Genomic DNA, 21,807 nt, shown 5'->3' with positions numbered 1-21,807 from the left:
AACGATTTCGGTTTCCCTCGAAATTGGCTCATTCATGAACCGTTACATACCTGAGCTTTGTAACCCTCAGCTACTTAGTTTGCAGTGGAGTTATATTCAAGAGACTGGAAATAAGAACTATGAAGCCGCTTACAGGCAGGGTGAGCGGGCTTGGACAAAGCTTTTTATCGATCGATTACCCTACGAAATTATCAGACATGTACAAGCCGGGCAGTGGGTTGCGGCTTTGGGCATCCTGCGCTTGATCTTGCACTATGACCCAAAGCTGAAATGTATTAATAAAGATATTTACGACGCATCTTTCAAAACCCTGCTTGCAGAGCTACGCAAATTGCCCATCCAGGATTCCCTCGTCTATTGGAAACAACAACTTGCTGGCGCACCACCGTTGTTATCGTTGCCAACTGACCGACCAAGACCCGCAGAGCAATCTTTCGGAGGCCAGTCTCAGTCCTTTTTAATTTCTCAGAAACTAACGGCAGCGCTCGACTTATTGAGCAAACAGGCAGGAGTCACCCTTTCTACAACGTTATTAGCAGCGTTTGATGTTTTACTCTACCGTCATGCAGGTACAGAAGATATCATCGTCGGTTCTCCTTTGGTTAGCCGTATTGGTTCAGAAAACTTTGTTAATGCTGTGCCCTTGCGCACCGATCTGTCTGGTCACCCCAAGTTTCAAGAACTATTGGGGAGGGTACAGAAAGTAGCGTCGCTCGCTCAAACTCACCAATCTGCACCGTATTGCTTGTTAGTTGATGAACTGTGTCCGCAGCAAGACTCAAGCTATGCGCCCTTGTTTCAGGTCACGTTTGTCTTTGAGGAAAATGTTCCTTTACAAGCAGTTGAGCTTTCCAGAACAACTGCAAGTCCCTGGGTGATTGAAAATAATGAAGGGAAGTTTGATTTAACGTTATTCTTAAAGCCAACTACTAATGGATTGGAAGGAATTTGGTCATACAACACTGACTTGTTTGACGCTGAGACTATTGAACGGATGAACGGACATTTTCAGACCTTGTTAGAAGGGATTGTTACTCAGCCAGACCGAGCTATTTCTGAGTTGCCGCTGCTAACAGCGAAAGAAAAACAGCAGCTACTTGTGGAATGGAATGGTACTCAGACAAATTATCCTCACGATAAATGCATTCATCAGTTAGTTGCTGAACAAGCAGACCGTACCCCAGAGGCAATTGCTGTTGCTTTTGAAGATCAAGCAATTACCTATAAAGCATTGAACGAACGGGCGAATCAGTTGGCTCATTACCTGCAAAAAGCAGGTGTACAACCGGATGGCTTAGTTGGTATTTGTGTCGAGCGCTCCCTAGAAATGGTTGTGGGATTAATTGGTATTCTCAAGGCTGGAGCCGCTTACGTACCGATCGATCCCAATTTTCCTTCGGATCGAGTGGACTATATGCTCGATAATGCTCAAGTTAAATTGCTGTTAACACAACAGCGATTAGTAGAAAAATTACCTACACAGGGAGCATCTGTTATTTGTTTAGATGCAGACTGGCATGATATTGCTCAGGAGTCTCAGGAAACGCCTAGTAGTAGCGTTACTCCAGACAATATTGCGTATGTTATTTACACGTCAGGTTCAACAGGTAAACCAAAAGGTGTGCAAGTTTTGCATCGTGGCGTTGTGAACTTCTTAGACTCCATGAAGCAGCAGCCCGGAATTAGCCCTGACGATCGGTTGCTTTCGGTTACTACTCTTTCTTTTGATATTGCGGTGCTAGAGCTTTTCTTACCGTTGATTGTCGGAGCGCGAGTGGTGTTACTCAGTCGCGAGGCCGCAATGGATGGTAGGAAATTGGCAAGAACCATCTCCAACTTGGGAATTACTGTCATGCAAGCTACCCCAGCAACTTGGCGACTATTGCTAGAAGCTGGCTGGGAAGGAAATCAGACGATGAAAGTCCTTTCTGGCGGCGAAGCAATCTCCAGAGAATTAGCGGCTGAATTGTTAGCAAAAAGCGGAGAACTTTGGAACTTATACGGACCGACCGAAACAACGATTTGGTCAACAGTCTATAAAGTTGGACTGAATGAGCGTCGAATTTCCATTGGTAAACCGATCGCGAACACTGAAATCTATATCTTAGATGCTCTTTTACAACCAGTACCGATCGGCGTCGCAGGGGAATTGCATATCGGTGGAGCAGGATTAGCCAAGGGCTATTTGAAGCGTCCTGACTTGACGGCTGAAAAATTCATCCCAAACCCCTTTTGTGAAACTGGAGCGTCCCGCATTTATAAGACTGGTGATCTAGCTCGCTACTTGCCCGATGGCAGTATTGAATGTCTCGGTCGTCTAGATTTTCAAGTGAAAATTCGTGGGTTTCGCATTGAATTAGGGGAGATTGAATCCGTTTTAGTGGAGCACCCTGCTGTACAGCAAGCGGTGGTGATTGTGAGAGAAGATGCTCCCGGGGATAAACGTCTAGTGGGTTACATTGTTGCTCTAAACAATCAGTCACCATCTACGAGTGAATTACGAAGCTTAGTGAGAGCGAACGTGCCGGAGTATATGGTGCCTTCCATCTTCGTCTTTCTTGATGTTCTTCCCTTGACTCCGAACGGGAAGGTTGATCGTAAAGCTTTACCTGTACCCGATCAAACCCGTCAGGAAGTCATTAGCCCAATTGGCAAAAAGGTTTCAGGACCGTCTTCAGAAACTGTTCATGAAACATCTATCGCTCCTCAGGATGATCTCGATCTTCAGCTGCTCAAGATTTGGGAGAACGTCTTGAATATTTCTCCAATCAATATGGAGGATAATTTCTTTGAATTAGGGGGGCATTCCCTCTTAGCTGTAGCCTTAATTACTGAAATTGAGAAAACCTATAAGAAAGAGCTACCCCTGTCGATTCTTTTTCAAGCTCCTACTGTTCAGCAATTAGCTAATACGCTACGGAAGGAAGGTTGTTCATCATCTTCGCAGACTTTAGTCACAATTCAAAAAGGTGACTCTAAGACTCCCTTATTCTGTATTTACGGAATCTTTCTTTACTATGAGCTGGCAAAACATTTAGGCACAGATCAAACAGTATACGGAGTCTATCTAGAAGAAGAATTACATGCTGCTCAGGGTGAGAAATCCGACCAATCATCAATGAACTTAGTTAGCATTACTGAGCTTGCTACCCGTTATCTTAAAGAAATACGGGCACAGCAACCTGTGGGTCCTTATTTCTTTGCAGGTGAATCTTTGGGTGGTTTGGTCGCTTTTGAAATGGCGCAGCAACTCCATCTGCAGGGTGAAAAAGTAGCATTGCTGGGTTTGTTTGACAGTGCAATCCCAGGAAAAAATAAACTTTCGTTTACGCAACTACTTCATCTTCATGCTAGAAAAATTCTACGACAAGGGATCCCCTATATTCGGAAGAGAATGCAGAAAGGAATTCATCCAGCCGCTGCACCAGTTTCTGATGTGGGTGTTCGGGTTTCTGATGTAGAGGCTCAGACTATATTCCGGGATTACGCGTTTAACAGCTACACACCACAACCGTATTCAGGTGAGGCTGTTTTATTCCGTGCGATCGATGAAAACCACTTTAGCACCTTGAAAGCTTGGAAAAGTCTGGCCGTTGGAGGATTGGAGATTCACGATATTTCTGGAGATCACCTTGGCATCCTTCAAGAACCGAATGTTCAGCTTCTAGCGAAAAAGATGAGGGCGTGTATGGATCAAGCCTTAGCTCGACTTTAGTCCAGACGACATCGATCGACTGACAAAACCTTTTGCTGGGCGGTTAGCTGCCAACTTCAACAAAGATTGGGGATGAGTTTCAAGGGCTTTTGTCAGGTAACCAGGGTCAGGTCTTATGTAGGGACGCAAGGCGTTGCGTCTCTACAAGGGGTAAATCTTTCTTGGAAGCTGCCCCATATCTACGGTGTCGTGAGGTTTCGCTTTGTAAACGCTTGCCATTGAGCAGCGATGCCAGGCTCGGTTTTGATACTTCGCTGCAACAGTACTACCCCATCTTGAAACGTTTGAATGCCGTATTCCTGTGTTTTTAGGAGCTGATCAATCAGATTTAGACTTCTTTGCAGTAAATTTCTTTCGAGCTTAAACGCTGGCTGATACTGTTGCAATTGCCACAAATCAACAATGATGTACGCCACTTTTTCAGTCTGCTGAGCTTCATTCCGAAACTGAATGGAGGTTGGAAACCGCACGATCGCCTGCCGACTGGATAGAGGCGAGATCAAGTAGGTAGTTGCTGCAACACTGGCCTGGGGTGGAATCTGTGCCATAACGGTACGTGCCTGTGCAGCATGCTGAAGCTGTTGTAGCGGCGGCACATAGACCCACGGACGGATGGAGTCGGGAATGAGAAAAGACAGCGTCCGATTGGGATTGGAGGTCACGGTAAATAACAGCGAAAGCGCCAGACAAACGGCCCAGAAACGTTTCATACGCACTTGGAACGCTTTTGGGTGCTGAGACCACCAAAGAATGGCTCCGTAAAAGAGTCCCGGCACGGCCAGCGTGGCATAGCGAATGTTGATCGATAGCGGGGTTTCTCCCCGCATGAGCAGTAACTCTAAGAAGGGAAAGGCTGCCAACAGCCACGCATCGGCGGCAATGGCAGGCACAAAGGCGAGCGGTAGCCAGTGGTCAACCAAATACGATAGTTTTTTAGGGAAGCGCGAAAAAATCTCTGCCAGAATCTGGCCGGGCTGCAACAGCATGGCCCCGATCGCCTCTACAGGGGTTGCTGCTTTACCGCCCGTATACTGCCCAAACCGTTCGACAATCATGCGCTGCGACACATCGGGTGAAAACGATGGCATTACCACAGTGGTCAACAGCAAAATGTAGGTAACCGCGATCGCAAACAGTGCCAGACCCACCCGCCACTGACGACGGCTGATCACTAGATACGCCCCCACACTGAGGAGCGTAACACCCGCATCTTCTCGAACGCTCAAAGTGAGCAGCGCCATTGCCCAAAACAGCACCCACCAGCGCTTTTCGAGTGCCAAAAAGAGGCTAAAGAGCAGTAACGGCAGTGGGTTGTAGTCGTGAAAATTGCCCAACGTAGGCCCCAACACCGCATTCGCGCCGTAAAAGCTGACCCCGATCGCCCCCGAAAGCGCTGGCGCTAAAGACTGTCGCGCCAGTGCATACAGCACCAGCCCAGCCGCAGCAATCAGCACAACCTGTAGGACGCTAAGGGTCGCTGGAAACGGAAATAGCGCATAAAGAGGCAACCAGAGCAGAAAAATCGGATTGAAGTGCTGCCCTAAATGGCGATACGACACCAGCGGAATCGCACCCTGATGGACGACATCCGCCGATAGTACCGATGACAAGGAGCTTTCAAACAGCCTGCCATGAGCACTATTCCAGAACAGTTGATTGAAAATGCCCTGATCGTAAGAGCTATAGAGGCTGTAGTGGCGATACGTCAGCAACAATAGGCAGCAGGCTGCAAACAGCATTGCCACTGCCAGGATGGGCTGCTTAGCAAACGGCCGCAACGTCAACAAGTTCGATCGGTTCATCGCCATTTTTAAACGCACTCCGGAGCTCATCCCTCTGAATCTAAAGACGTTACCCGACACCCGTTGATTGGACGCTGGGCATGCCATGACCCTACGGGATCGGGTCGCCTCAACAGTTTAAATGGGTCTGACTGCAAAACATCACAGGGTTTAGGGCAGCGCACATTGGCTCGGGTCTTCACAAAGTCGAATCAGGTTTCTTTACGGAGGCAATCTGCCTGCAAGACAACAAAATTCCCACTCTCAAAGACTTTACAGCGATCCATCATCTGAGCCAATACTGGAGGCTTCGTTGTGGCTAACTGAGCCCGCGCTTCTGTATTGGCTGGCTCAAAAAGCTTCAGCCAGCGACTATCCAGGTAAGCAGGCGTGAAGGCGGTTCGCTCCACCAACCAGAAGTCAACGCCGTACTTCTGTATTAGCTCTCGGACTGCTGCCCCGTCGAAGCTGTACTGGGCATGGATTAAAGCGATCGCGCGTTGACGAATCTGATTGTAGTAAGCCGGATGGTACGGAATCGCATATTTACCAGACACCAAGACCGATCGCTGGGCAAAGACGGGTAAATTGTCTGCCTCAGCAGACAGTGTGGCAATCAGGCTGTCTTTGGGCTGCTGTTGAAAAAACTCGTACAGGGCTGGATGCGTGCCTGCCACCAGTCCTGCTCTTGTAAAATGCTTCGCCCAGAAGATTTGTGGAAAAAAGAGCAGGGGCACTGCGACCAAAACAGCGATGCCCCATGCGACAAGCCGCGCAGTTTTGCCTTGCCACCGCTGCTGATACGCCCGCACCGCCGCATCAATGAGGATGCATAACGCCACGCCTCCTGCGATCGCGACCACCATTCGCAGACTATGAAGGGTATAGCGACTGGGCAAAAACAAGTGAAACAGCAGCGCATGAGCCGCCAAAAAGAAACCGATCGCGGCGATCAGGATCTGCAGCAGCAACGCCATCGCAGGACGACATTGCTGCACTAATGGAAACTGGCGTGGATAGCACCACAGCACGGGCAACAGCAACCCAACGCTGACAATCAGCGGGTTTAACGATAAGCCGAGCCCGCTATGAATCCCATCAAACCAGAAGTCCAGCGGATCGCGATGGTTGAAGAAGGAAATGCGCCCAAGCGGTGCCTGAAATTCGGGCATGGCTCTTGCCTGTGCAGCAGTCACCAGCGGCCCAAACTCTGCGTGACCAAACAACCCGTAGGGCAGCAGCGTCAAGCCAGCCATGCCGATCGCAGCCGCAAGCAAAAGGTAATCGCCTCGCCGCTGCGACAACCACAGCCGTCCTTTCGTCCAGCTCACCAAGCGCACCGCTAAAACCCCAACGGCAACAAACATCATCGTTGGGTAAAACAGCCCCAAGAGCCCGATCGCCACGATCGCTCTTACATTGGCACCGCGATTTAAATAATAGAGAAAGGCAAAAAAGAAGGGGTAGACAAACGCCCGTGGGGTCGCCGAATTGACGTCATCGGTTAGCCATAGGTGTTGGTTGAACAGCAGTGTAGAGACAAACGCAGTCGCTGGTATGGGCAATAGTTGCAGGCAAAAATTAAAGCAGTAAACGGTTGTCGTGAGGGTTAACACGATCGGCAACAGCTTGCTGGCTAACATGGGTGGCACACCCAGACTGGCGATGCCTTTAAAGAGAGCCGTATAGCCAACAGGCGAAATGGACTCGTGATACGCCACGTTTAAATCATTGGGCAGCAACGCTGGATCGAGAAATCGCTGCATCCAAAACACATACATGCTGGCATCGGCTTGCACACTGTATTTAGCAGCAAACGCTACCTTGAGCCAGATGAGGCTGTAGCCAAAGGCAAAGACCAGGTTCAATATGAACCAAAAATGTGAGTAGATGCGTTTCATGAAGTCTGCCCTTAATCAGGGTTGCCGATCGTTCTCCAGGGCATCGGAGCCGCGACAACGTACGTTCTCGTTAAGATACAACATCTATATGAGAGAACACAGCAGACGACGATCGCACGACTCAACCGGATTATTAGTGTACTGCAAGTGCTACACCGAGCCTCGAACGCGAAACTTGCACTGTTGACCTCGATGCTTGCAGTTTCGCACTCGAAACACCAGGCTTGGAACTCGACGCTTTGAGTTGAGAACTCGGCGCTTGGGGTTTAAAATAGGAACGTTCTCGGTTTGAGCTGGAATACTGCTGACTAAAGCAAGGAAAATGTTGTTTAAACCTGGAACGATGTTGCTTGAAATAGGAACGATGCCATTCAAAACAGGAGTAATGCTGTTTGAAGTAGGAATACTGCTGTTTGAAATAGGAATGCTGCTGTTTGAAACAAGAACAGTGTCGCTTCAAGTAGGAACGATTGCGTTTTGAATTGAAAAAGGGATATTGTCTGGGCGATCGGTCGATCGCTGAAGTAGGCTAATGGTGTTCGTCACTGCATACGCTCTGAAAACAGTATGGCGCTTGACCCACTTTCTACAGCCATTGCGACTGAAATCGGCAAAGTTGTCATTAAAACCGTGTGGGATGGCAGCGGGAAAGTCTTGGGGCTGTTTGGCAGGACGACAGATGAAGCTACACAAAAGCTGATTTATCAGGCATCGCAGACGTACGTTAAAAAATACGGCGATCGCCACGGCATCCTCAAAGTCTTAGGAATGCGCGAACCCGTCAAACTCGAAGAGATCTACGCGGCTGTACGCTTTTTAGACGATCGTGGCTTGCAGAATCCATTGAATCGTTAGAGCAAGCCTATCGACAGGCAACGCGACGCGGCTTTCGGGATAAGGACTGCCCCAGACAGGATGGGTTAGCCGTTGCCAACGAGACGCAATATCTTATGGTGCTGGGCGGACCTGGAGCCGGAAAGTCGACCTTTCTCAAGCGAATAGGCTTGGAGGCACTCAAAGGTAAGAACGGTGGCTTCAACCATAGCTGCATTCCCGTCTTGATTGAGCTAAGAGGCTTCAATAATCGCGAGATCGACATTGAGAAAGCCATTGCCGAAGAATTTCGTGTCTGCGGCTTTCCAAACCATGCGGAACAGACTGAAAAACTTCTGAAAGCAGGCAAGCTGTTAGTCTTGCTGGATGGCCGCTAAAACATTCGTCCGCACACTGAAGCGTTTACTGCTACATCTTCTAGCTGTACCCTCTAGCAAACCGTAGTCTGTATTATGAACAACTCGCTACGGCTTCTGCTTCCATTCTTTTGCCACAAGGTCAATGCCGTAAAAGCTTTGCCAGAAGCGATCGACAATACGAGTGGGCAACACCCGTCGCATCATAAACAGAAGAAAATCGCCGCCTGTTGCCGCAACGTAGCGAGGGCGAGGGCGATCGGCCAACATTGCTTTGATGATCACCTGGGCGACCCGTTCCGATGTCCACGCGTTATTGCCAGTCTTTTGCTCTAATTGCTCCAATTTCTTGAAAGCTGCACGGTAGGGCGTTGCTTCTGGATCGGGGATTACCTGCTTGGCTTGTGTCCCGGCAACGCTGATAAACTCAGTGCTCACAGGCCCTGGTTCAATCACGCTCACTTTGATATTAAAGGGTTCCAACTCCATCCGCAGGGTATCACTGAGCGATTCGAGGGCAAACTTCGAGGCGCTGTAGAGTCCGCCGATCGGAAATGCGAGTCGGCCACCAATGGAACTTACATTAATGATGCGACCACCACCGCGATCGCGCATGTGGGGAATCACTGCCTGTGTGAGTGCCAGTGGTCCTAACAGGTTGACCGCAAATTGACGGTGACAGGCGCTGATCGGCACTAGCTCCAGTGGCCCCATTTGACCATAACCCGCGTTGTTGACCAAAACATCGATCTGCCCGAAGTGGTGCAGCGCTTTGGTCGCAAGGTCGATCGCCTGATCGGGTTGTGCCAGATCGGTCACCACAGTCAGCACCTCAGCACCTGCATGCCGACAGTGAGCGGCGACCGCTTCCAACTTTGCTTTATTGCGTGCTGCCAGGACTAACCGAATACCCTGAAAGCGCTCTGACAAGACTTGTGCCAGCGCCGCGCCGATTCCAGCTGAGGCACCTGTGATGAGGACAACATTTGCAGCAGGGAGATGGGACATGGGGTAAACGGGGGGGGAAGGGGATGGCGAAATTCTACTATGCGATCGGGGTGCGCTCTTTGATTAGTCGATCGCCGATCATTCACAGCCGATCATTCACAGTAGTTTGCAGCTAAATGAATCATCTCCCCAATCTAAAAGCCATCGTTGTAATGCCTTTTCCACTACTGACCACTGAACTTTTGCTTGCAACACCCATACTTTTTTCCTATGCAGATTTACCCCGTTCGTTGAACCTTTTGGCTCAGCACGCTGTCTTAACTTATATAACGGCAAGATGGAGGCAGTGAGTTTTCCGGGTGTCAGTTGTGCCGACGGTTTCTAGCGATCGCCCACAGGGTGAATCCGATCACCACCTGGTGCAGCAGTGTCTTCAAGGAGACACCCAGTGCTTTCGCCAGCTTTACCGTCGGCATCAGCAGCGGGTACGGTCGATTCTCTACCAACTTTGCGATGCATCAGTGCTAGACGATTTGGTGCAAGAGGTGTTTCTACGTGCCTGGAAAGGGTTGCCCAAGTTTCGCCAAACGGCTCAGTTCTCTACCTGGCTCTATCGGATTGCCTGGAATGTGGCCTCTGATCAACGACGAGCAGCGGCTCAGCGGCGGACGCGGCTCCAGGTGATCAGTAGCCAAACAGCAACCCAGCATGATGATCCTGGCGTGATGCACTTGCACTATCAGGATGTGGTCAAACGAGGGTTAGAAACGCTTAGCTTTGACCACCGTACCATTTTGGTACTGCATGACCTTGAGGAAATGCCCCAAAAAGAGGTCGCCGAGATGCTTGACATTCCAGTGGGTACGGTTAAGTCTCGTTTGTTCCACGCTCGCGCTGCTATGCGCCAATTTCTCCAGAAGGAAGGAGTCCAGTTATGAGTCAGCTCCCCAATGATGATCACGAGTTGGTCGATTTCTTGAAGCAACATCGTCCCCAGACACCCCCAGCCGATCCGGTGCTAGAAGAGCGGCTCTTTGCAGCGATCGAGTCACAACCGCAGCAGGATAATGTGACGCCATTGCGGCGATCGCAGCCGCGGGTCAGACGATCGATCGCCTGGTTCGTGCCGCCAACGCTGGCAGCAGGGTTACTGGTCAGCGTGATTGGTTATCGCCTGCTCATGCCAGCGAAGCCCAGCGCGACCGAGCTTGCCAATTTGCAAGCGTTCATTGAAAGCAACTGGCAAGGCACCGTCAATAGCGGCAGCACGGATGAGGAAACACCGCTGTTTAATGATGTAACGAATTGATTTAGCGGTTAGCCGTCAGCGGTCAGCGGTCAGCGATTAGAGCTAACTCAAAACTCTAGCGTAGCGGCGCAAAGCGCTACTTCAAAACTCAAAACTCGAAACTCAAAACTCAAAACTCTCTCTTCTCTCTTCCAAGGAAGTGGTTCTCATGTCTCCCCGTCGTCTTTCTATCCTTGCTGCTGTGCTGGTTGCCCTTGGGGGTGCTGTGGCGATCGCTAACCCCTCTTCGCTGCGCTTCCCGCTGGCTCAAGCCCCGGCCTCTCCCAGCCCAACAGCATCTGCTAACTCCGATCACTTAACGGAACCGGGCTGGCTTAAGGAGCTCAACCTCAGTGCCGACCAGGTGCAGAAAATGCGCGCTATTCGCGGTCAGTATAAGGACAAAATTAGCCAGGGTCGGCAGGCGGTGCGACAGTCACGGCAGGAATTGCAGACACTGATGGCTGGAGACGCGTCCGAAACTCAGATTCGGGAAAAATATAAGCAGGTCAAAACGCTCAAACAACAAGTGGCAGATGCCCAGTTTGAAAGCATGTTGGCAACACGAAATGTGCTGAACCTGGAACAGCGCCGTAAGTTTGCTAGCCAGATGCTGAAGCAGCGGCAAAACGGGGGCGATCGACCACGAGAGTGGCGAGAACGAGGAGAGCGTCGGCAACCCGATCAAAGCTAAGGCTCGACCCATAACTGTGACGATCGCTTCCATTAGTCATCTGTATTGTTCTATCGCTCTCTTCACTATGCACCTGAAACCAAATGTCTGGAAACTGACAGCGCTGCTTTGGTTCGGAGTAATGCCCGGTTGGAGTTCGCTTTATAGCCCTGCAACGGCTGCGATGCCTGTTGATCCAAAAATCTTGCATGTCCTCAATCGCTTGAGCTTTGGCCCACGTCCAGGTGACGTACAGATGGTTGCCAAAATGGGGGTCGATCGCTACATTCAGCAGCAGTTAGCGCCTGACTCCATACCTGTACCACAGTCTCTCACAACGCAACTCTCGCAGCTTGAGGCACTGAACCTTACACCGCCAGCGCTACTGTCACAGTATGAGCCCGTCAAGGCTGCCAACGGGCAAAAACTCACGCCCGACGAACGGAAGGTTTTACGAGAGAAAGCTAGAGTGGTGATGCAGCAGGCTATACAGGCGCGACTCCTGCGAGCCACTGCAAGCCCACGACAGCTTGAAGAAGTCATGGTTGACTTCTGGTATAACCACTTCAACGTCTTTGCAGGCAAGGGGCTCGATCGCATCTTGGTCGGTGCTTATGAGCAGCAGGCCATTCGCCCCTACGCGATCGGGCGGTTTCGCGCTTTATTAGGAGCCACCGCCCATCATCCTGCGATGCTGTTTTACCTGGACAATTGGCAAAACACGGCACCTGGTAGTCCCGGTGCTCGCGGTCGATTCACAGGTTTAAACGAGAACTACGCCCGCGAACTCATGGAACTCCATACCCTCGGTGTGGAGGGTGGCTACAGTCAGCAAGATGTCATCACTCTGGCAAAAATCTTCACGGGCTGGGGCTTTCGACGCAACGGGCCGCCCACCGATCGCACAACAGGCTTCTACTTTGATCCAAAACGGCATGATGCCAGCGATAAAGTCTTTCTGGGCTACCGGATCAAAGGTGGTGGTGTCGAAGAAGGCGAGAAAGCGCTCGATATTCTTGCCAAAAGTCCGGCAACGGCACGGCACATCAGCTACAAACTGGCGCAGTATTTTGTCGCCGACACTCCCCCTAAACTCCTGGTCGATCGCCTGACAAAGCAATATCTCTCTACCAATGGCGATCTGCGTGCAGTACTAAAGGCTCTTTTCCAGAGCCCAGAATTTTGGCAGACTCAGTACTACAACGTGAAGTTCAAAACACCTTACCAGTACGTTGTTTCGGCAGTGCGAGCTACCGGAATCGAGGTCACCAATGTCCAACCACTGACCAATACGCTGCAACAGCTAGGTATGCCACTCTATGGTTGTGTGACCCCAGATGGCTATAAGAACACGCAAGACGTGTGGTTAAACCCAGACGCCATGACCCGCCGTATCAGCTTTGCGACGACTCTTGCTAGTGGACGACTGCCGCTTCAGGCGATCGCGCCTATGCCACTGTCTGTAACGCCATCCTTAACAGCAAACGCTAGCTCAGCCTCGCCGCTTGCCGAAATGTCTTCAGTCGCGCCAGTGCCAGCCTTGACGCGCACGCCTAAGGCAGTGCAGCCCCTTGATGCGACCCAACTGGCAGCAACACTCGGTCATCCGTTCTCTGCAAAGACCCAACAGGCGATCGCCACTAACCCCTCTCAACTCAGCGCAGCGCTGATGCTTGGTAGTCCAGAGTTTATGCACAAATAATCTGCACGATAGCCTTTGAAGAAAGCTATGCCCTTAGAACTCACCACCAATGATTTGCTCATGCTGGAGCAGTACCGACTGCAACGCTTTCGTTCCTTTTTCTTTAGTGCTCTAATCAGTTGCCCCCTCTGTCTCAATGCGAACAATACGTTAGTGATCCATTGTTTAGAGCCGGAGTTAGTCGATCGGTTGTTAAGCCAGATCGATCAACTGCGCTGGTACGCGCGGATTGTCCTCGGTGTTCATTGTCTTGCGATCCGCTTCATCCAGGAAGAGATCTACCGCACTGCAACAGACATTGCTGCTTTCTAACCCTTGTATGGTTCAACCTATATGAACAGACGCGAATTGCTTGCTCATGCTGGGATCTTGTCGGCTTCGACGCTGGTGGCGATCGGCACTCACGGTTGGGCTGTTAGAACTAACGCCCAAACCACCACGACTAAACGACTTATCGTCATTTTTCTGCGCGGTGCCGTGGATGGACTCAGTGTGGTTGTGCCCTATCAAGAAGCGATTTATTACAACGCTCGACCCAAAATCGCCATTCCTCAGCCGGGTAAAGACGGTGGTGCGTTGGATCTCGATGGTCAGTTTGGGCTGCATCCGGCGCTGAGTGATCTCTTGCCGCTCTGGCAACAGAAGAGCCTTGCCTTTATCCCTGCCTCTGGTTCTCCTGACGCATCACGATCGCACTTTGACGCCCAGGACTATATGGAAAGTGGCACTCCCGGTGTGAAAAAAACACCGGACGGTTGGATGAATCGCTTACTGGCAGTCATGTCTGGGCATAACCCCATTCAGGCAGTAAATGTAGGAGCCACCACGCCGCGCATTCTCTCTGGTCGCATGGCAGTCGCAAGCATTGCGCTCGGACGTGGTGCTGCCAACGCCATCCCGTTGGATCGTCCCCAAGTGGCTGCAGCGTTCGACAAACTCTACGATCGCAACGACACCTTGAGCCAAACCTATCGGGAAGGACGAACTGCCCGCAAAGCGCTCCTGCAAGATCTGGATGCCGAAACTAAAATGGCGAACAACGGCGCACCGTTACCGAATGGATTTGCCAGTGACGCGCGACGGTTAGCCAATGTGATGCTCCGTGATCCCAAAGTGGAACTGGCGTTTATGGCGCTGGGTGGCTGGGATACCCATGTGAACCAAGGCTCCAGCCAGGGACAGCTTGCTCGTAATCTCAATCAGTTGGGCAAAGGGTTAGCTGCGTTGCAGTCGGGATTGGGCGCTGCCTACGCCAACACCACGATCGTCGTCCTATCAGAATTTGGGCGCACGGTGCACGAAAATGGCAATGGTGGCACCGATCACGGACATGGCAATGTGATGTGGGTATTAGGCGGTAACGTCAAGGGCGGCAAGCTTTACGGTCAGTGGGAAGGGCTCGCCGGCGATCGTCTCTACCAGGGTCGCGATGTCCCTATCACCACAGACTTCCGTGCGGTCATTAGCCCGATCCTGACGCGACACATGGGCTTAAATCAGACGAAACTGGCTCAAGTCTTTCCAGGCTATACTCCTGGTCAGTCAGTCAGTGTCGTGTAAGCTTCATGCACTACATCTATCTTCATGGGTTTGCCTCCAGCCCACGATCGACAAAGGCAGTGGTACTGAAAGAACGCTTTGCCAAACTCGACATTCCCCTCGTAATACCAGACCTCAACCAGAACGACTTTACTCATCTCACGCTCAGTCGCCAGCTTCAACAGGTTGAAGCACTCTTTCCACCCGCTCCAGAACCTGTGACGCTGATTGGTTCTAGCTTAGGGGGGCTCACTGCTGCCTGGTTGGGTGAGCGTCATTTACAGGTCGATCGCCTCGTTCTATTAGCGCCTGCCTTTGGTTTTTTGGATCACTGGCTGCAGCGTCTTGGTGAAATGCAGGTGAACCAGTGGCAAACAGAAGGCGAGCTCCGGGTCTATCACTATGGCGAGGCGCAAAAACTCCCGCTCAGTTATGGCTTTGTGACTGATGCGATGCAATATCGGGAGGAGTCCATTGCGCGATCACTCCCCACCCTGATTTTGCATGGCAAGCAAGATGATGTGATCCCCCTACAAGCAAGCCTTGACTTTGCAAAGAATCGCCCCTGGGTACAGCTGATTGAACTGGATAGCGACCATGCGCTGACCGACGTGAGTACCAAAATCTGGCAAGCAATTCAAGCCTTTTGTGCCTTGTAGGCTCAAGAGAAACCGGGTTTCTTCAAGAAACCCGGTTTCTTTAGACGCTTAGACGCTTACTTACGATGTCCGTTGCGGATGGGTGTACCGCAGGGATAGGTTGCAACCAGTTCCCGCTCTACTGATTCCACAGCTGGTATCGGGGACGAGACTGAATGTGTGGGATTCGCCTTGGCGGCAAGGTAATCTGCCTGGAGTTTAGCTAACAGCGCTTCCCGGCGATCGTACAACCGCTTCAGAGGACGAGCGTCACACTGGTCAATCACGTAAGCCGTCATGATGGGTAGCGCGATCGTGCTGTCGGTGTAGCAAACAACCGTATTCGGCAACTCCTCTGGATCGACTTTGCCCCAGCTCACAGCTTCGCTCGGTGTGGCACCCGAAAGTCCACCTGTGTCGGGACGCGCATCCGTCACCTGGATAAAGTAGTCGTGCCCCCGCTCTTCCAGACCTAAGACTTCATGCAGTTGGGGCTGTGTTTGCAGCAAGAAGTTCTTGGGGCTACCACCACCGATGATCAGCGCAGCGCTTTTGCCTTCCACATCAGGAATCCCGCTGTCACGAGCCGCATAGGCGATCGCGGCGGTTTCATTCACATCCAGCGATGGATCGAGGATGAGTTGAGAGCCTTCGAGGGCGATCGCGGCAATATTCATACCAATGGAGCTATCGCCAGGAGATGATGTGTAAATGGGTACACCACACTCATAGGCAGTTGCCAGCAGGCAGGAGTTTTTCACACCCACTTGCTTTTCCACTTCGCTCACATACTTACCTAGCAGGTAGTGAAACTCTGCCGTACTCATGCGTTTTTGGAACGGTTCCGCTTTGAGCAATTCGCGCAGAAACGCATCGGTTTCCAGCAGCACGTCATAGTCAAACACAATGTCGTAGATGCGAATGCGACCTTCTTGACGCAGCTTCACATCATCCAAAAAGGGGCTGCTGGAGTAGAGTTCCAGTCCCAAGCCATAGTGCATATCGTGATAGAGATTCGCGCCTGTGCTGATGATCCAGTCCACAAACCCGTGACGCATTAACGGGGCGAGTACTGATACCCCAAAACCTGCGGGGGTCATGGCTCCAGAAAGACTCAAGCCCACTGTGACGCCGGGTTGCATCACTTCGCGGCTCAACAGGTGACAGATTTCGCGCAAACGAGCTGAGTTGTATGCCGTAAAGTAGCCGTCAATCAGGTCAACGACGCTGATCGAGGCAGGCATGGGGGAGGGTGCGATTTTGTGGCTAAGCAGTTTCGACATTTTTTGACTCCAACAGAAGTGGACAGCATAAAAGAAGTGAGAGGGTTTACAGACAGCACCTCAAGCCAGCTAGCACTCCAGCCGCAGCAGGCATAAAGACTAGCAGAGATCGGTGGGACTGTTAAAAAGCATGCTCGACAATGGCAGGCTGCAACGCAACCAGCTAAATTCAGGTTTCCCGTCCAGAAGGACAAACTAAAAAGACTCGCAGCACTGGCGAATAAAGGTGTCTGCCCAGACCACTATCGGAACTAGCGTTCAGATCAAAGGATCCGAGTTAGAAAACCCTGCGTCGGTTGCTCAACCCGCTTAAGCGCAGGCACGACAACAGAACCAATCCGGTATTCAGATCAAAGATTCTCCTATAGAGAACTTGACCGACCCAGTTCGCGATGGAGTAAAGAAGAAAAACGATTCTTACGAAATCATTCAGGTCGTTCTTTGCCGATCGTGAACCTTAAGTTACAGGTCGGTCAGCTCATACTGGGCGCTTCGCACCGATCAGCCCAGGACAGCGCGGGGTCACATTGCCGCTTCCGCTTTAGTTTCATCTCCAGGTACCAGAGCGGTCTCCAAGGGTACCCAGTTAAGGAAGGAAGTTTCAATGCTTGTTACACAACCTTCAGACACTAGCATCCTTAACTTAGCACTATTGTTTCGAGGCTTCTTCACCAAACGGATGATTTTTTCCGTTGTTTGTCGGAGACTGTAGCTAAGGCGACAACAAGCAACTCTTTTGTGCAGCCTGTTGTTGCCTGCTTACATTCGCTATGCTATTTGGCATCTTTCACTACTACTGGGTATGGCTGTGACATCGCCGAAAAACGACTCTACTGATCGCGGTTCCTCTCTGACCGCCGATCAACACCGCCAGAAAATGGAGCGCCGCAAGGACGTACAAGAGCAACGTCTTGCTGGCATGGTCGAGGAAAAAGGCTTGGTGATCGTTAATACGGGCAATGGCAAAGGCAAAACCACCGCAGCCTTGGGCATGGTGCTGCGATCGCTCGGTCATGGTTACAAAGTAGCGATCGTTCAGTTCATCAAAGGAGCCTGGGAACCCGCCGAGAAAGCTGCTTTCAGCCACTGGTCTGAACAATTGGAATTTCATGCGATGGGCGAAGGCTTTACCTGGGAAACGCAGGATCGCGATCGGGATACCCAAAAAGCCCAGGAAGCGTGGGAAAAGTCACTTATTTTTATCCAAAATCCCGACTTCAAACTCGTCTTGCTGGATGAAGTCAACATCGCGCTCAAACTAGGCTACCTGAGCGTCGAGCAAGTGCTAGCAGGCTTAGAGCAAAAGCCAGTTGATTCTCACGTCATTTTGACTGGAAGAGGGGCACCCAAAGCGTTGTGCGATCGTGCTGACCTCGTGACCGAAATGACGCTGCTCAAACACCCCTTCCGCGAACAAGGTGTAAAAGCTCAACCTGGCATCGAGTTTTGAGCGCTGTTCGATCGAGTTTCGTTAGCCTCTAGCAGCTACCCTCAAGACAAGCTGCCTCCAGCAAACAGTACCCCCAACAATGAACATCATCGCTCAACATTCAGGAGATAGTGCGCGATCGAGTGGCAATCGCACAGCAAAAACGGTGACCCGAACTTTAGATGATGCGGATGAAAGGACTTGAACCTTCACTTCTTACGAAACTAGAACCTAAATCTAGCGCGTCTACCAATTCCGCCACATCCGCTTATCTGGCTTAACTACTATAGCAAAAGCTCTGCCGCACGATCGCTAATCGTTTGCGGTGTCAGAACGATCGAGCCCCATTGAGTTTTGCTTCGGTCTTCAGCCGTTAGCACGATCGCTCAAGTAACCGTCTCTTAACCTTAGCCCCTGACAATTTCGGAGGTGCTCAGCCCTCACACTACGATCAGGAGTATTTCCTCTATGCTATCCCCTGCCGACACCGTCGCCATCTTTCAAAAACAGCCAGAACCGCAGGCGTTTGAGGCTGGAGCAGTCATTTTTGCAGAAGGGCAATCTGGTGATGTCATGTACGGCATTCTCGAAGGCGAAGTCGATTTGCTGATCAATAGTAAAGTCATTGATACGCTGCAGCACGGTTCTGTGTTTGGGGTTGGTGCCCTCGTTGGGGTGCTCAACCGTGGGTATACTGCCGTTGCTAAAACAAATTGCAAGCTGGCATCTCTCGATGAATATCGGTTTCTCTTTGCGGTGCAGGAGACACCGATGTTTGCGCTGCAAGTGATGAAGGATTACGCCAACCGTATGGCTCATCTCGAACAGCTTGCTTAAGTCAGTTTCCTTCTTCACGGTTGGCCATTCTCTGCTGATTAGGAACCATGTCAGGTCATCGTTCGGCTCACAAGTTTGATGAATTCCGCATCATCGCTTAAGGTTGTATTGTCTTAAGGTTGTATTAGCTTAAGGCTGCATTTTTCCTCTTTAAAGGGATGCAGCAACGCTTTAGGGTTTGCGATCGCGGCTACAAGTCGCTACAGCTCACGGGCGATCGTCCTAGCTGAGATGCTAGCCTTCGAGTCATCTAGTCTGCTTATTCAGTTTCAAGCTTTAGTTTCAAGGAAAATCATCTATGACTGCTACTCCCGTTCGTCCGACAGAACAAAAATACGAAGTCAAAGACTTGTCCCTCGCGCCTTTGGGTCGGCAGCGGATTGAGTGGGCAGGGCGAGAGATGCCAGTTTTGCGGCAGATTCAGGAGCGGTTTGCCAAAGAAACGCCCTTGAAAGGTATCCGTTTGGTCGCTTGCTGTCACATCACAACTGAAACGGCCCATCTGGCGATCGCGCTCAAAAGCGGTGGTGCTGATGCGGTTTTGATTGCCAGCAACCCGCTTTCTACTCAAGATGACGTGGCAGCGAGTCTAGTGGCAGACTATGGCATTCCTGTGTTTGCTCAGCGCGGCGAAGATAGCGAAACCTACCTCCGTCACGTGCAAATTGCCCTCGATCATCGACCCAACATTATTGTGGATGATGGTTGTGATGTGGTGGCAACGATGGTGCAAGAGCGCCAGGCGCAGCTTGCTGAGCTGATCGGCACTACCGAAGAAACGACGACTGGGATTGTACGACTACGCGCCATGTTCAAAGCGGGTGTGCTGACCTTCCCAGCCGTGAACGTCAATGATGCTGACACCAAGCACTTCTTCGATAACCGTTACGGCACCGGACAATCGACCTTAGATGGCATTATCCGAGCCACCAACATCCTGCTGGCAGGTAAGACAATCGTCGTTGCGGGCTACGGTTGGTGCGGTAAAGGAACCGCTTTGCGAGCACGCGGTATGGGTGGCAACGTGATCGTTACTGAAATCGATCCAGTACGGGCGATCGAAGCGGTCATGGATGGCTTCCGCGTTGTGCCGATGTCAGAAGCAGCCGTGCATGGCGATATCTTCATCACCGTCACTGGCAACAAGCATGTCATCCGAGGCGAACACTTCGAGTCGATGAAAGATGGCGCGATCGTCTGCAATTCGGGTCACTTTGACATTGAAATTGACCTCAAAGCACTAGGCGCACAAGCAACCGAAGTGAAGGATGTGCGTAACTTTACCCAAGAATATCGTCTCAAAAACGGCAAATCGGTTGTGGTTCTGGGCGAGGGTCGCTTGATCAACCTGGCGGCAGCAGAGGGACACCCCAGCGCTGTGATGGACATGAGCTTTGCTAACCAGGCACTGGCTTGTGAGTATCTCGTCACGAACAAAGGCAAGCTAGAACCAGGCATTCACTCGATTCCAGTAGAAGCTGATAAGGAAATTGCGCGCCTCAAGCTTCAGGCAATGGGCATTGCGATCGACTCGCTCACCCCAGAGCAAATCGAGTACGCAAACTCCTGGACATCGGGAACCTGATCCCCGATGGGATGGGGTCTTGGCACTGCCAAACCCCTACGGGGCTGCCAAGCAACTAACGTCATGGGTTTAAGCGTTCAGCCGTCAGCGTTCAGCTTTTCTCTAAGGAACGCAGATTTAATAAGGTGTAATTCTTGCTGTAGGGACGTGACATGGAACGTCCCTACAGAAGGGAAATGTTCAGATTAATTGATCCACGATCCCAAGCGCTGAACGCTGATAGCTGAACGCTGATAGCTGAACGCTGATAGCTCAGCCAAAAGGTGCAGTTATTTTTTAACAAGTCCTACGTGATCGATCGGGTCATTGGATCCAGACGACTTTGAGGGATGCAGCAGTGCTGTGTCCCTTTTTGCTGCTCAGGTTCGAATCTTAAACAACACTTCGGGGTCTTCAAGTTCGGCATAGTCAATGAAGTCTGCAGAGCGCGATTGGGTCGTGTTGAAGCGAGCCAGCACTTCAGGATGAATCGGATCGAGCGCGCGCGAACGGTGGCTCACATAAAAGGTAAAGTGGATGCTGCCGACCCGGATGCGATCGCCATCTTTGAGTACACGACGCTGCTGAATCCGCTCGCCATTGATAAACGAGCCGTTCATGCTGTTTAGATCAACCAACTGAAAGCCAACGCTCTGGATGTAAAGAATGACTGCATGACGACGAGACATCGCACGATCTCTCAGTGGGATCGCAGCTTCTCGATGACGACCGATCGTCCAGACCATCTGAGGCTGAGCCAGGGTTTGCGTTTCATCAGGCAGATTCGTAATGATAAAAGCCTGCTTTCCCTGCACTACACCCTGAATATACTTCGGCGGTTCTGAGGGCGCTTCAAGATTGACGGCTTCTGGCTTGCCTCCTGGCAGATCCATCATCAACGTTGCAGCTTTGGCAAACGACGCATCATCCCCGTCGCCAAACAGATCAAACGGTTCCAATTGAGCCTCCGTATGCTCGATCGAGGGTTGCTGCCCAGTAGGCTGTCGTTGATTTTCAAATGAGCTGAGTTTCGGGTTCATTCGCGCTTTCTAAACAAGGGTGTGACGACCTTTTCGGTTTAGACTAGGGTGCCCTGGAAGTCATCTCAGTCTAACGGAGACTGGCTTCTCAGTGGACAGAAGCTGAACTGTCACGAGTCATTGACGATCGTCAAGGAGCGATTGAGCAAGCACAGACACCGTTGAAAGGTGTGGGCATTGCCCAGGTGAAAGCAGTATAGGGCGCTTGGATAGAGTATGGGGTGTGGGGTGTGGGGATGCAAAGGGGGCTTCATTCTAGAAACCACGTTTCTTTGGTTT

Annotated in this window: 19 protein-coding genes and 1 tRNA gene; 14 read left to right on the top strand and 6 right to left on the bottom strand. The window is 51.1% G+C overall.

The features are described 5' to 3' along the window. The first annotated feature begins 34 nt into the window (after window positions 1-34). Window positions 35-3,715 (top strand): non-ribosomal peptide synthetase, encoded by a 3,681-nt coding sequence (locus C7B82_RS24525; RefSeq protein WP_106259381.1) that lies wholly within the window; start codon window positions 35-37, stop codon window positions 3,713-3,715. Between the two features lie 179 nt (window positions 3,716-3,894). Here C7B82_RS24525 and C7B82_RS24520 read toward each other — a convergent pair whose 3' ends face one another. Both C7B82_RS24520 and C7B82_RS24515 read right to left on the bottom strand, forming a co-directional pair. Beyond that, a complete protein-coding gene (locus C7B82_RS24520) occupies window positions 3,895-5,517 on the bottom strand; it encodes a DUF2079 domain-containing protein (protein ID WP_106259392.1) in 1,623 nt (540 codons plus the stop codon). A 191-nt stretch (window positions 5,518-5,708) separates the two neighbouring features. Continuing rightward, window positions 5,709-7,397, bottom strand: coding sequence for a hypothetical protein (locus C7B82_RS24515; RefSeq protein WP_106259379.1), 1,689 nt, complete (start codon window positions 7,395-7,397; stop codon window positions 5,709-5,711). Window positions 7,398-7,719: 322 nt separating this feature from the next. On the opposite strand from C7B82_RS24515, the gene C7B82_RS32660 reads away from it, so the two are divergent. The 3 genes from C7B82_RS32660 (at window position 7,720) to C7B82_RS24505 (ending at window position 8,608) form a co-directional block, all read left to right on the top strand. Next, the gene (locus tag C7B82_RS32660) at window positions 7,720-7,878 is read left to right on the top strand and encodes a hypothetical protein (RefSeq protein ID WP_181357648.1); all 159 of its coding nucleotides are present in this window, start codon (window positions 7,720-7,722) and stop codon (window positions 7,876-7,878) included. Window positions 7,879-7,964: 86 nt separating this feature from the next. Beyond that, entirely contained in the window at window positions 7,965-8,252 is a 288-nt protein-coding gene (locus tag C7B82_RS24510; RefSeq protein ID WP_106259378.1) for a hypothetical protein, read from the top strand. A gap of 95 nt (window positions 8,253-8,347) precedes the next feature. After that, window positions 8,348-8,608 (top strand): NACHT domain-containing protein, encoded by a 261-nt coding sequence (locus tag C7B82_RS24505; protein WP_106259376.1) that lies wholly within the window; start codon window positions 8,348-8,350, stop codon window positions 8,606-8,608. 87 nt (window positions 8,609-8,695) lie between these two features. Here the strand turns inward: C7B82_RS24505 and C7B82_RS24500 are convergent, their stop codons facing one another. Next, a complete protein-coding gene (locus C7B82_RS24500) occupies window positions 8,696-9,595 on the bottom strand; it encodes an SDR family NAD(P)-dependent oxidoreductase (RefSeq protein WP_106259375.1) in 900 nt (299 codons plus the stop codon). A 308-nt stretch (window positions 9,596-9,903) separates the two neighbouring features. On the opposite strand from C7B82_RS24500, the gene C7B82_RS24495 reads away from it, so the two are divergent. From C7B82_RS24495 to C7B82_RS24465, 7 genes are all read left to right on the top strand, one after another. Further along, window positions 9,904-10,473 (top strand): sigma-70 family RNA polymerase sigma factor, encoded by a 570-nt coding sequence (locus C7B82_RS24495; protein ID WP_106259373.1) that lies wholly within the window; start codon window positions 9,904-9,906, stop codon window positions 10,471-10,473. Next, entirely contained in the window at window positions 10,470-10,844 is a 375-nt protein-coding gene (locus C7B82_RS24490) for a hypothetical protein (protein WP_106259372.1), read from the top strand. Before C7B82_RS24495 ends, C7B82_RS24490 begins: the two co-directional genes overlap by 4 nt. Before the next feature lie 148 nt (window positions 10,845-10,992). Then, window positions 10,993-11,517, top strand: coding sequence for a Spy/CpxP family protein refolding chaperone (locus C7B82_RS24485; protein ID WP_106259370.1), 525 nt, complete (start codon window positions 10,993-10,995; stop codon window positions 11,515-11,517). Window positions 11,518-11,584: 67 nt separating this feature from the next. Further along, complete coding sequence (locus C7B82_RS24480; RefSeq protein ID WP_106259369.1) at window positions 11,585-13,198, top strand: DUF1800 domain-containing protein; 1,614 nt, start codon at window positions 11,585-11,587, stop codon at window positions 13,196-13,198. A 27-nt stretch (window positions 13,199-13,225) separates the two neighbouring features. Further along, window positions 13,226-13,510, top strand: a complete 285-nt coding sequence (locus C7B82_RS24475; protein WP_106259367.1) for a hypothetical protein — start codon at window positions 13,226-13,228, stop codon at window positions 13,508-13,510. A gap of 21 nt (window positions 13,511-13,531) precedes the next feature. Continuing rightward, a complete protein-coding gene (locus tag C7B82_RS24470) occupies window positions 13,532-14,758 on the top strand; it encodes a DUF1501 domain-containing protein (RefSeq protein WP_106259366.1) in 1,227 nt (408 codons plus the stop codon). 5 nt (window positions 14,759-14,763) lie between these two features. After that, the gene (locus C7B82_RS24465; RefSeq protein ID WP_106259364.1) at window positions 14,764-15,396 is read left to right on the top strand and encodes a YqiA/YcfP family alpha/beta fold hydrolase; all 633 of its coding nucleotides are present in this window, start codon (window positions 14,764-14,766) and stop codon (window positions 15,394-15,396) included. Between the two features lie 56 nt (window positions 15,397-15,452). Here C7B82_RS24465 and C7B82_RS24460 read toward each other — a convergent pair whose 3' ends face one another. Continuing rightward, a complete protein-coding gene (locus C7B82_RS24460) occupies window positions 15,453-16,658 on the bottom strand; it encodes a homospermidine biosynthesis protein (RefSeq protein ID WP_106259363.1) in 1,206 nt (401 codons plus the stop codon). A gap of 802 nt (window positions 16,659-17,460) precedes the next feature. On the opposite strand from C7B82_RS24460, the gene cobO reads away from it, so the two are divergent. Next, window positions 17,461-18,108 carry a cob(I)yrinic acid a,c-diamide adenosyltransferase gene (gene cobO, locus C7B82_RS24455; protein ID WP_106259390.1) on the top strand — a complete coding sequence of 216 codons (648 nt, stop codon included), beginning with the start codon at window positions 17,461-17,463 and terminating at the stop codon, window positions 18,106-18,108. Between the two features lie 165 nt (window positions 18,109-18,273). On the opposite strand, the gene C7B82_RS24450 is transcribed toward cobO, so the two are convergent. Then, window positions 18,274-18,355: transfer RNA gene (locus C7B82_RS24450), tRNA-Leu, on the bottom strand. 200 nt (window positions 18,356-18,555) lie between these two features. On the opposite strand from C7B82_RS24450, the gene C7B82_RS24445 reads away from it, so the two are divergent. Next, window positions 18,556-18,924: a cyclic nucleotide-binding domain-containing protein gene (locus C7B82_RS24445; RefSeq protein ID WP_106259361.1), complete on the top strand. Its 369-nt coding sequence runs from the start codon at window positions 18,556-18,558 to the stop codon at window positions 18,922-18,924. Window positions 18,925-19,222: 298 nt separating this feature from the next. Then, entirely contained in the window at window positions 19,223-20,509 is a 1,287-nt protein-coding gene (gene ahcY, locus C7B82_RS24440) for an adenosylhomocysteinase (RefSeq protein ID WP_106259359.1), read from the top strand. Between the two features lie 359 nt (window positions 20,510-20,868). Here ahcY and C7B82_RS24435 read toward each other — a convergent pair whose 3' ends face one another. Continuing rightward, the gene (locus C7B82_RS24435) at window positions 20,869-21,528 is read right to left on the bottom strand and encodes an FHA domain-containing protein (RefSeq protein WP_106259357.1); all 660 of its coding nucleotides are present in this window, start codon (window positions 21,526-21,528) and stop codon (window positions 20,869-20,871) included. Window positions 21,529-21,807: the final 279 nt, after the last annotated feature.

Source organism: Stenomitos frigidus ULC18 (assembly GCF_003003795.1).
Taxonomy (GTDB): Bacteria; Cyanobacteriota; Cyanobacteriia; order Leptolyngbyales; family Leptolyngbyaceae; genus Stenomitos; species Stenomitos frigidus_A.
The sequence above is the reverse complement of the archived record's forward strand: the minus strand, read 5'-3'. Positions and strand labels throughout refer to the sequence as shown.

Bases quoted from the DNA above. Each gene is read 5' to 3' on its own strand.
- C7B82_RS24525 (WP_106259381.1), top strand. From the start codon at position 35: ATGAACCGTTACATACCTGAGCTTTGTAACCCTCAGCTACTTAGTTTG.
- C7B82_RS24520 (WP_106259392.1), bottom strand. From the start codon at position 5,517: ATGAACCGATCGAACTTGTTGACGTTGCGGCCGTTTGCTAAGCAGCCC.
- C7B82_RS24515 (WP_106259379.1), bottom strand. From the start codon at position 7,397: ATGAAACGCATCTACTCACATTTTTGGTTCATATTGAACCTGGTCTTT.
- C7B82_RS32660 (WP_181357648.1), top strand. From the start codon at position 7,720: ATGTTGTTTAAACCTGGAACGATGTTGCTTGAAATAGGAACGATGCCA.
- C7B82_RS24510 (WP_106259378.1), top strand. From the start codon at position 7,965: ATGGCGCTTGACCCACTTTCTACAGCCATTGCGACTGAAATCGGCAAA.
- C7B82_RS24505 (WP_106259376.1), top strand. From the start codon at position 8,348: ATGGTGCTGGGCGGACCTGGAGCCGGAAAGTCGACCTTTCTCAAGCGA.
- C7B82_RS24500 (WP_106259375.1), bottom strand. From the start codon at position 9,595: ATGTCCCATCTCCCTGCTGCAAATGTTGTCCTCATCACAGGTGCCTCA.
- C7B82_RS24490 (WP_106259372.1), top strand. From the start codon at position 10,470: ATGAGTCAGCTCCCCAATGATGATCACGAGTTGGTCGATTTCTTGAAG.
- C7B82_RS24485 (WP_106259370.1), top strand. From the start codon at position 10,993: ATGTCTCCCCGTCGTCTTTCTATCCTTGCTGCTGTGCTGGTTGCCCTT.
- C7B82_RS24480 (WP_106259369.1), top strand. From the start codon at position 11,585: ATGCACCTGAAACCAAATGTCTGGAAACTGACAGCGCTGCTTTGGTTC.
- C7B82_RS24475 (WP_106259367.1), top strand. From the start codon at position 13,226: ATGCCCTTAGAACTCACCACCAATGATTTGCTCATGCTGGAGCAGTAC.
- C7B82_RS24470 (WP_106259366.1), top strand. From the start codon at position 13,532: ATGAACAGACGCGAATTGCTTGCTCATGCTGGGATCTTGTCGGCTTCG.
- C7B82_RS24465 (WP_106259364.1), top strand. From the start codon at position 14,764: ATGCACTACATCTATCTTCATGGGTTTGCCTCCAGCCCACGATCGACA.
- C7B82_RS24460 (WP_106259363.1), bottom strand. From the start codon at position 16,658: ATGTCGAAACTGCTTAGCCACAAAATCGCACCCTCCCCCATGCCTGCC.
- cobO (WP_106259390.1), top strand. From the start codon at position 17,461: ATGGCTGTGACATCGCCGAAAAACGACTCTACTGATCGCGGTTCCTCT.
- C7B82_RS24445 (WP_106259361.1), top strand. From the start codon at position 18,556: ATGCTATCCCCTGCCGACACCGTCGCCATCTTTCAAAAACAGCCAGAA.
- ahcY (WP_106259359.1), top strand. From the start codon at position 19,223: ATGACTGCTACTCCCGTTCGTCCGACAGAACAAAAATACGAAGTCAAA.
- C7B82_RS24435 (WP_106259357.1), bottom strand. From the start codon at position 21,528: ATGAACCCGAAACTCAGCTCATTTGAAAATCAACGACAGCCTACTGGG.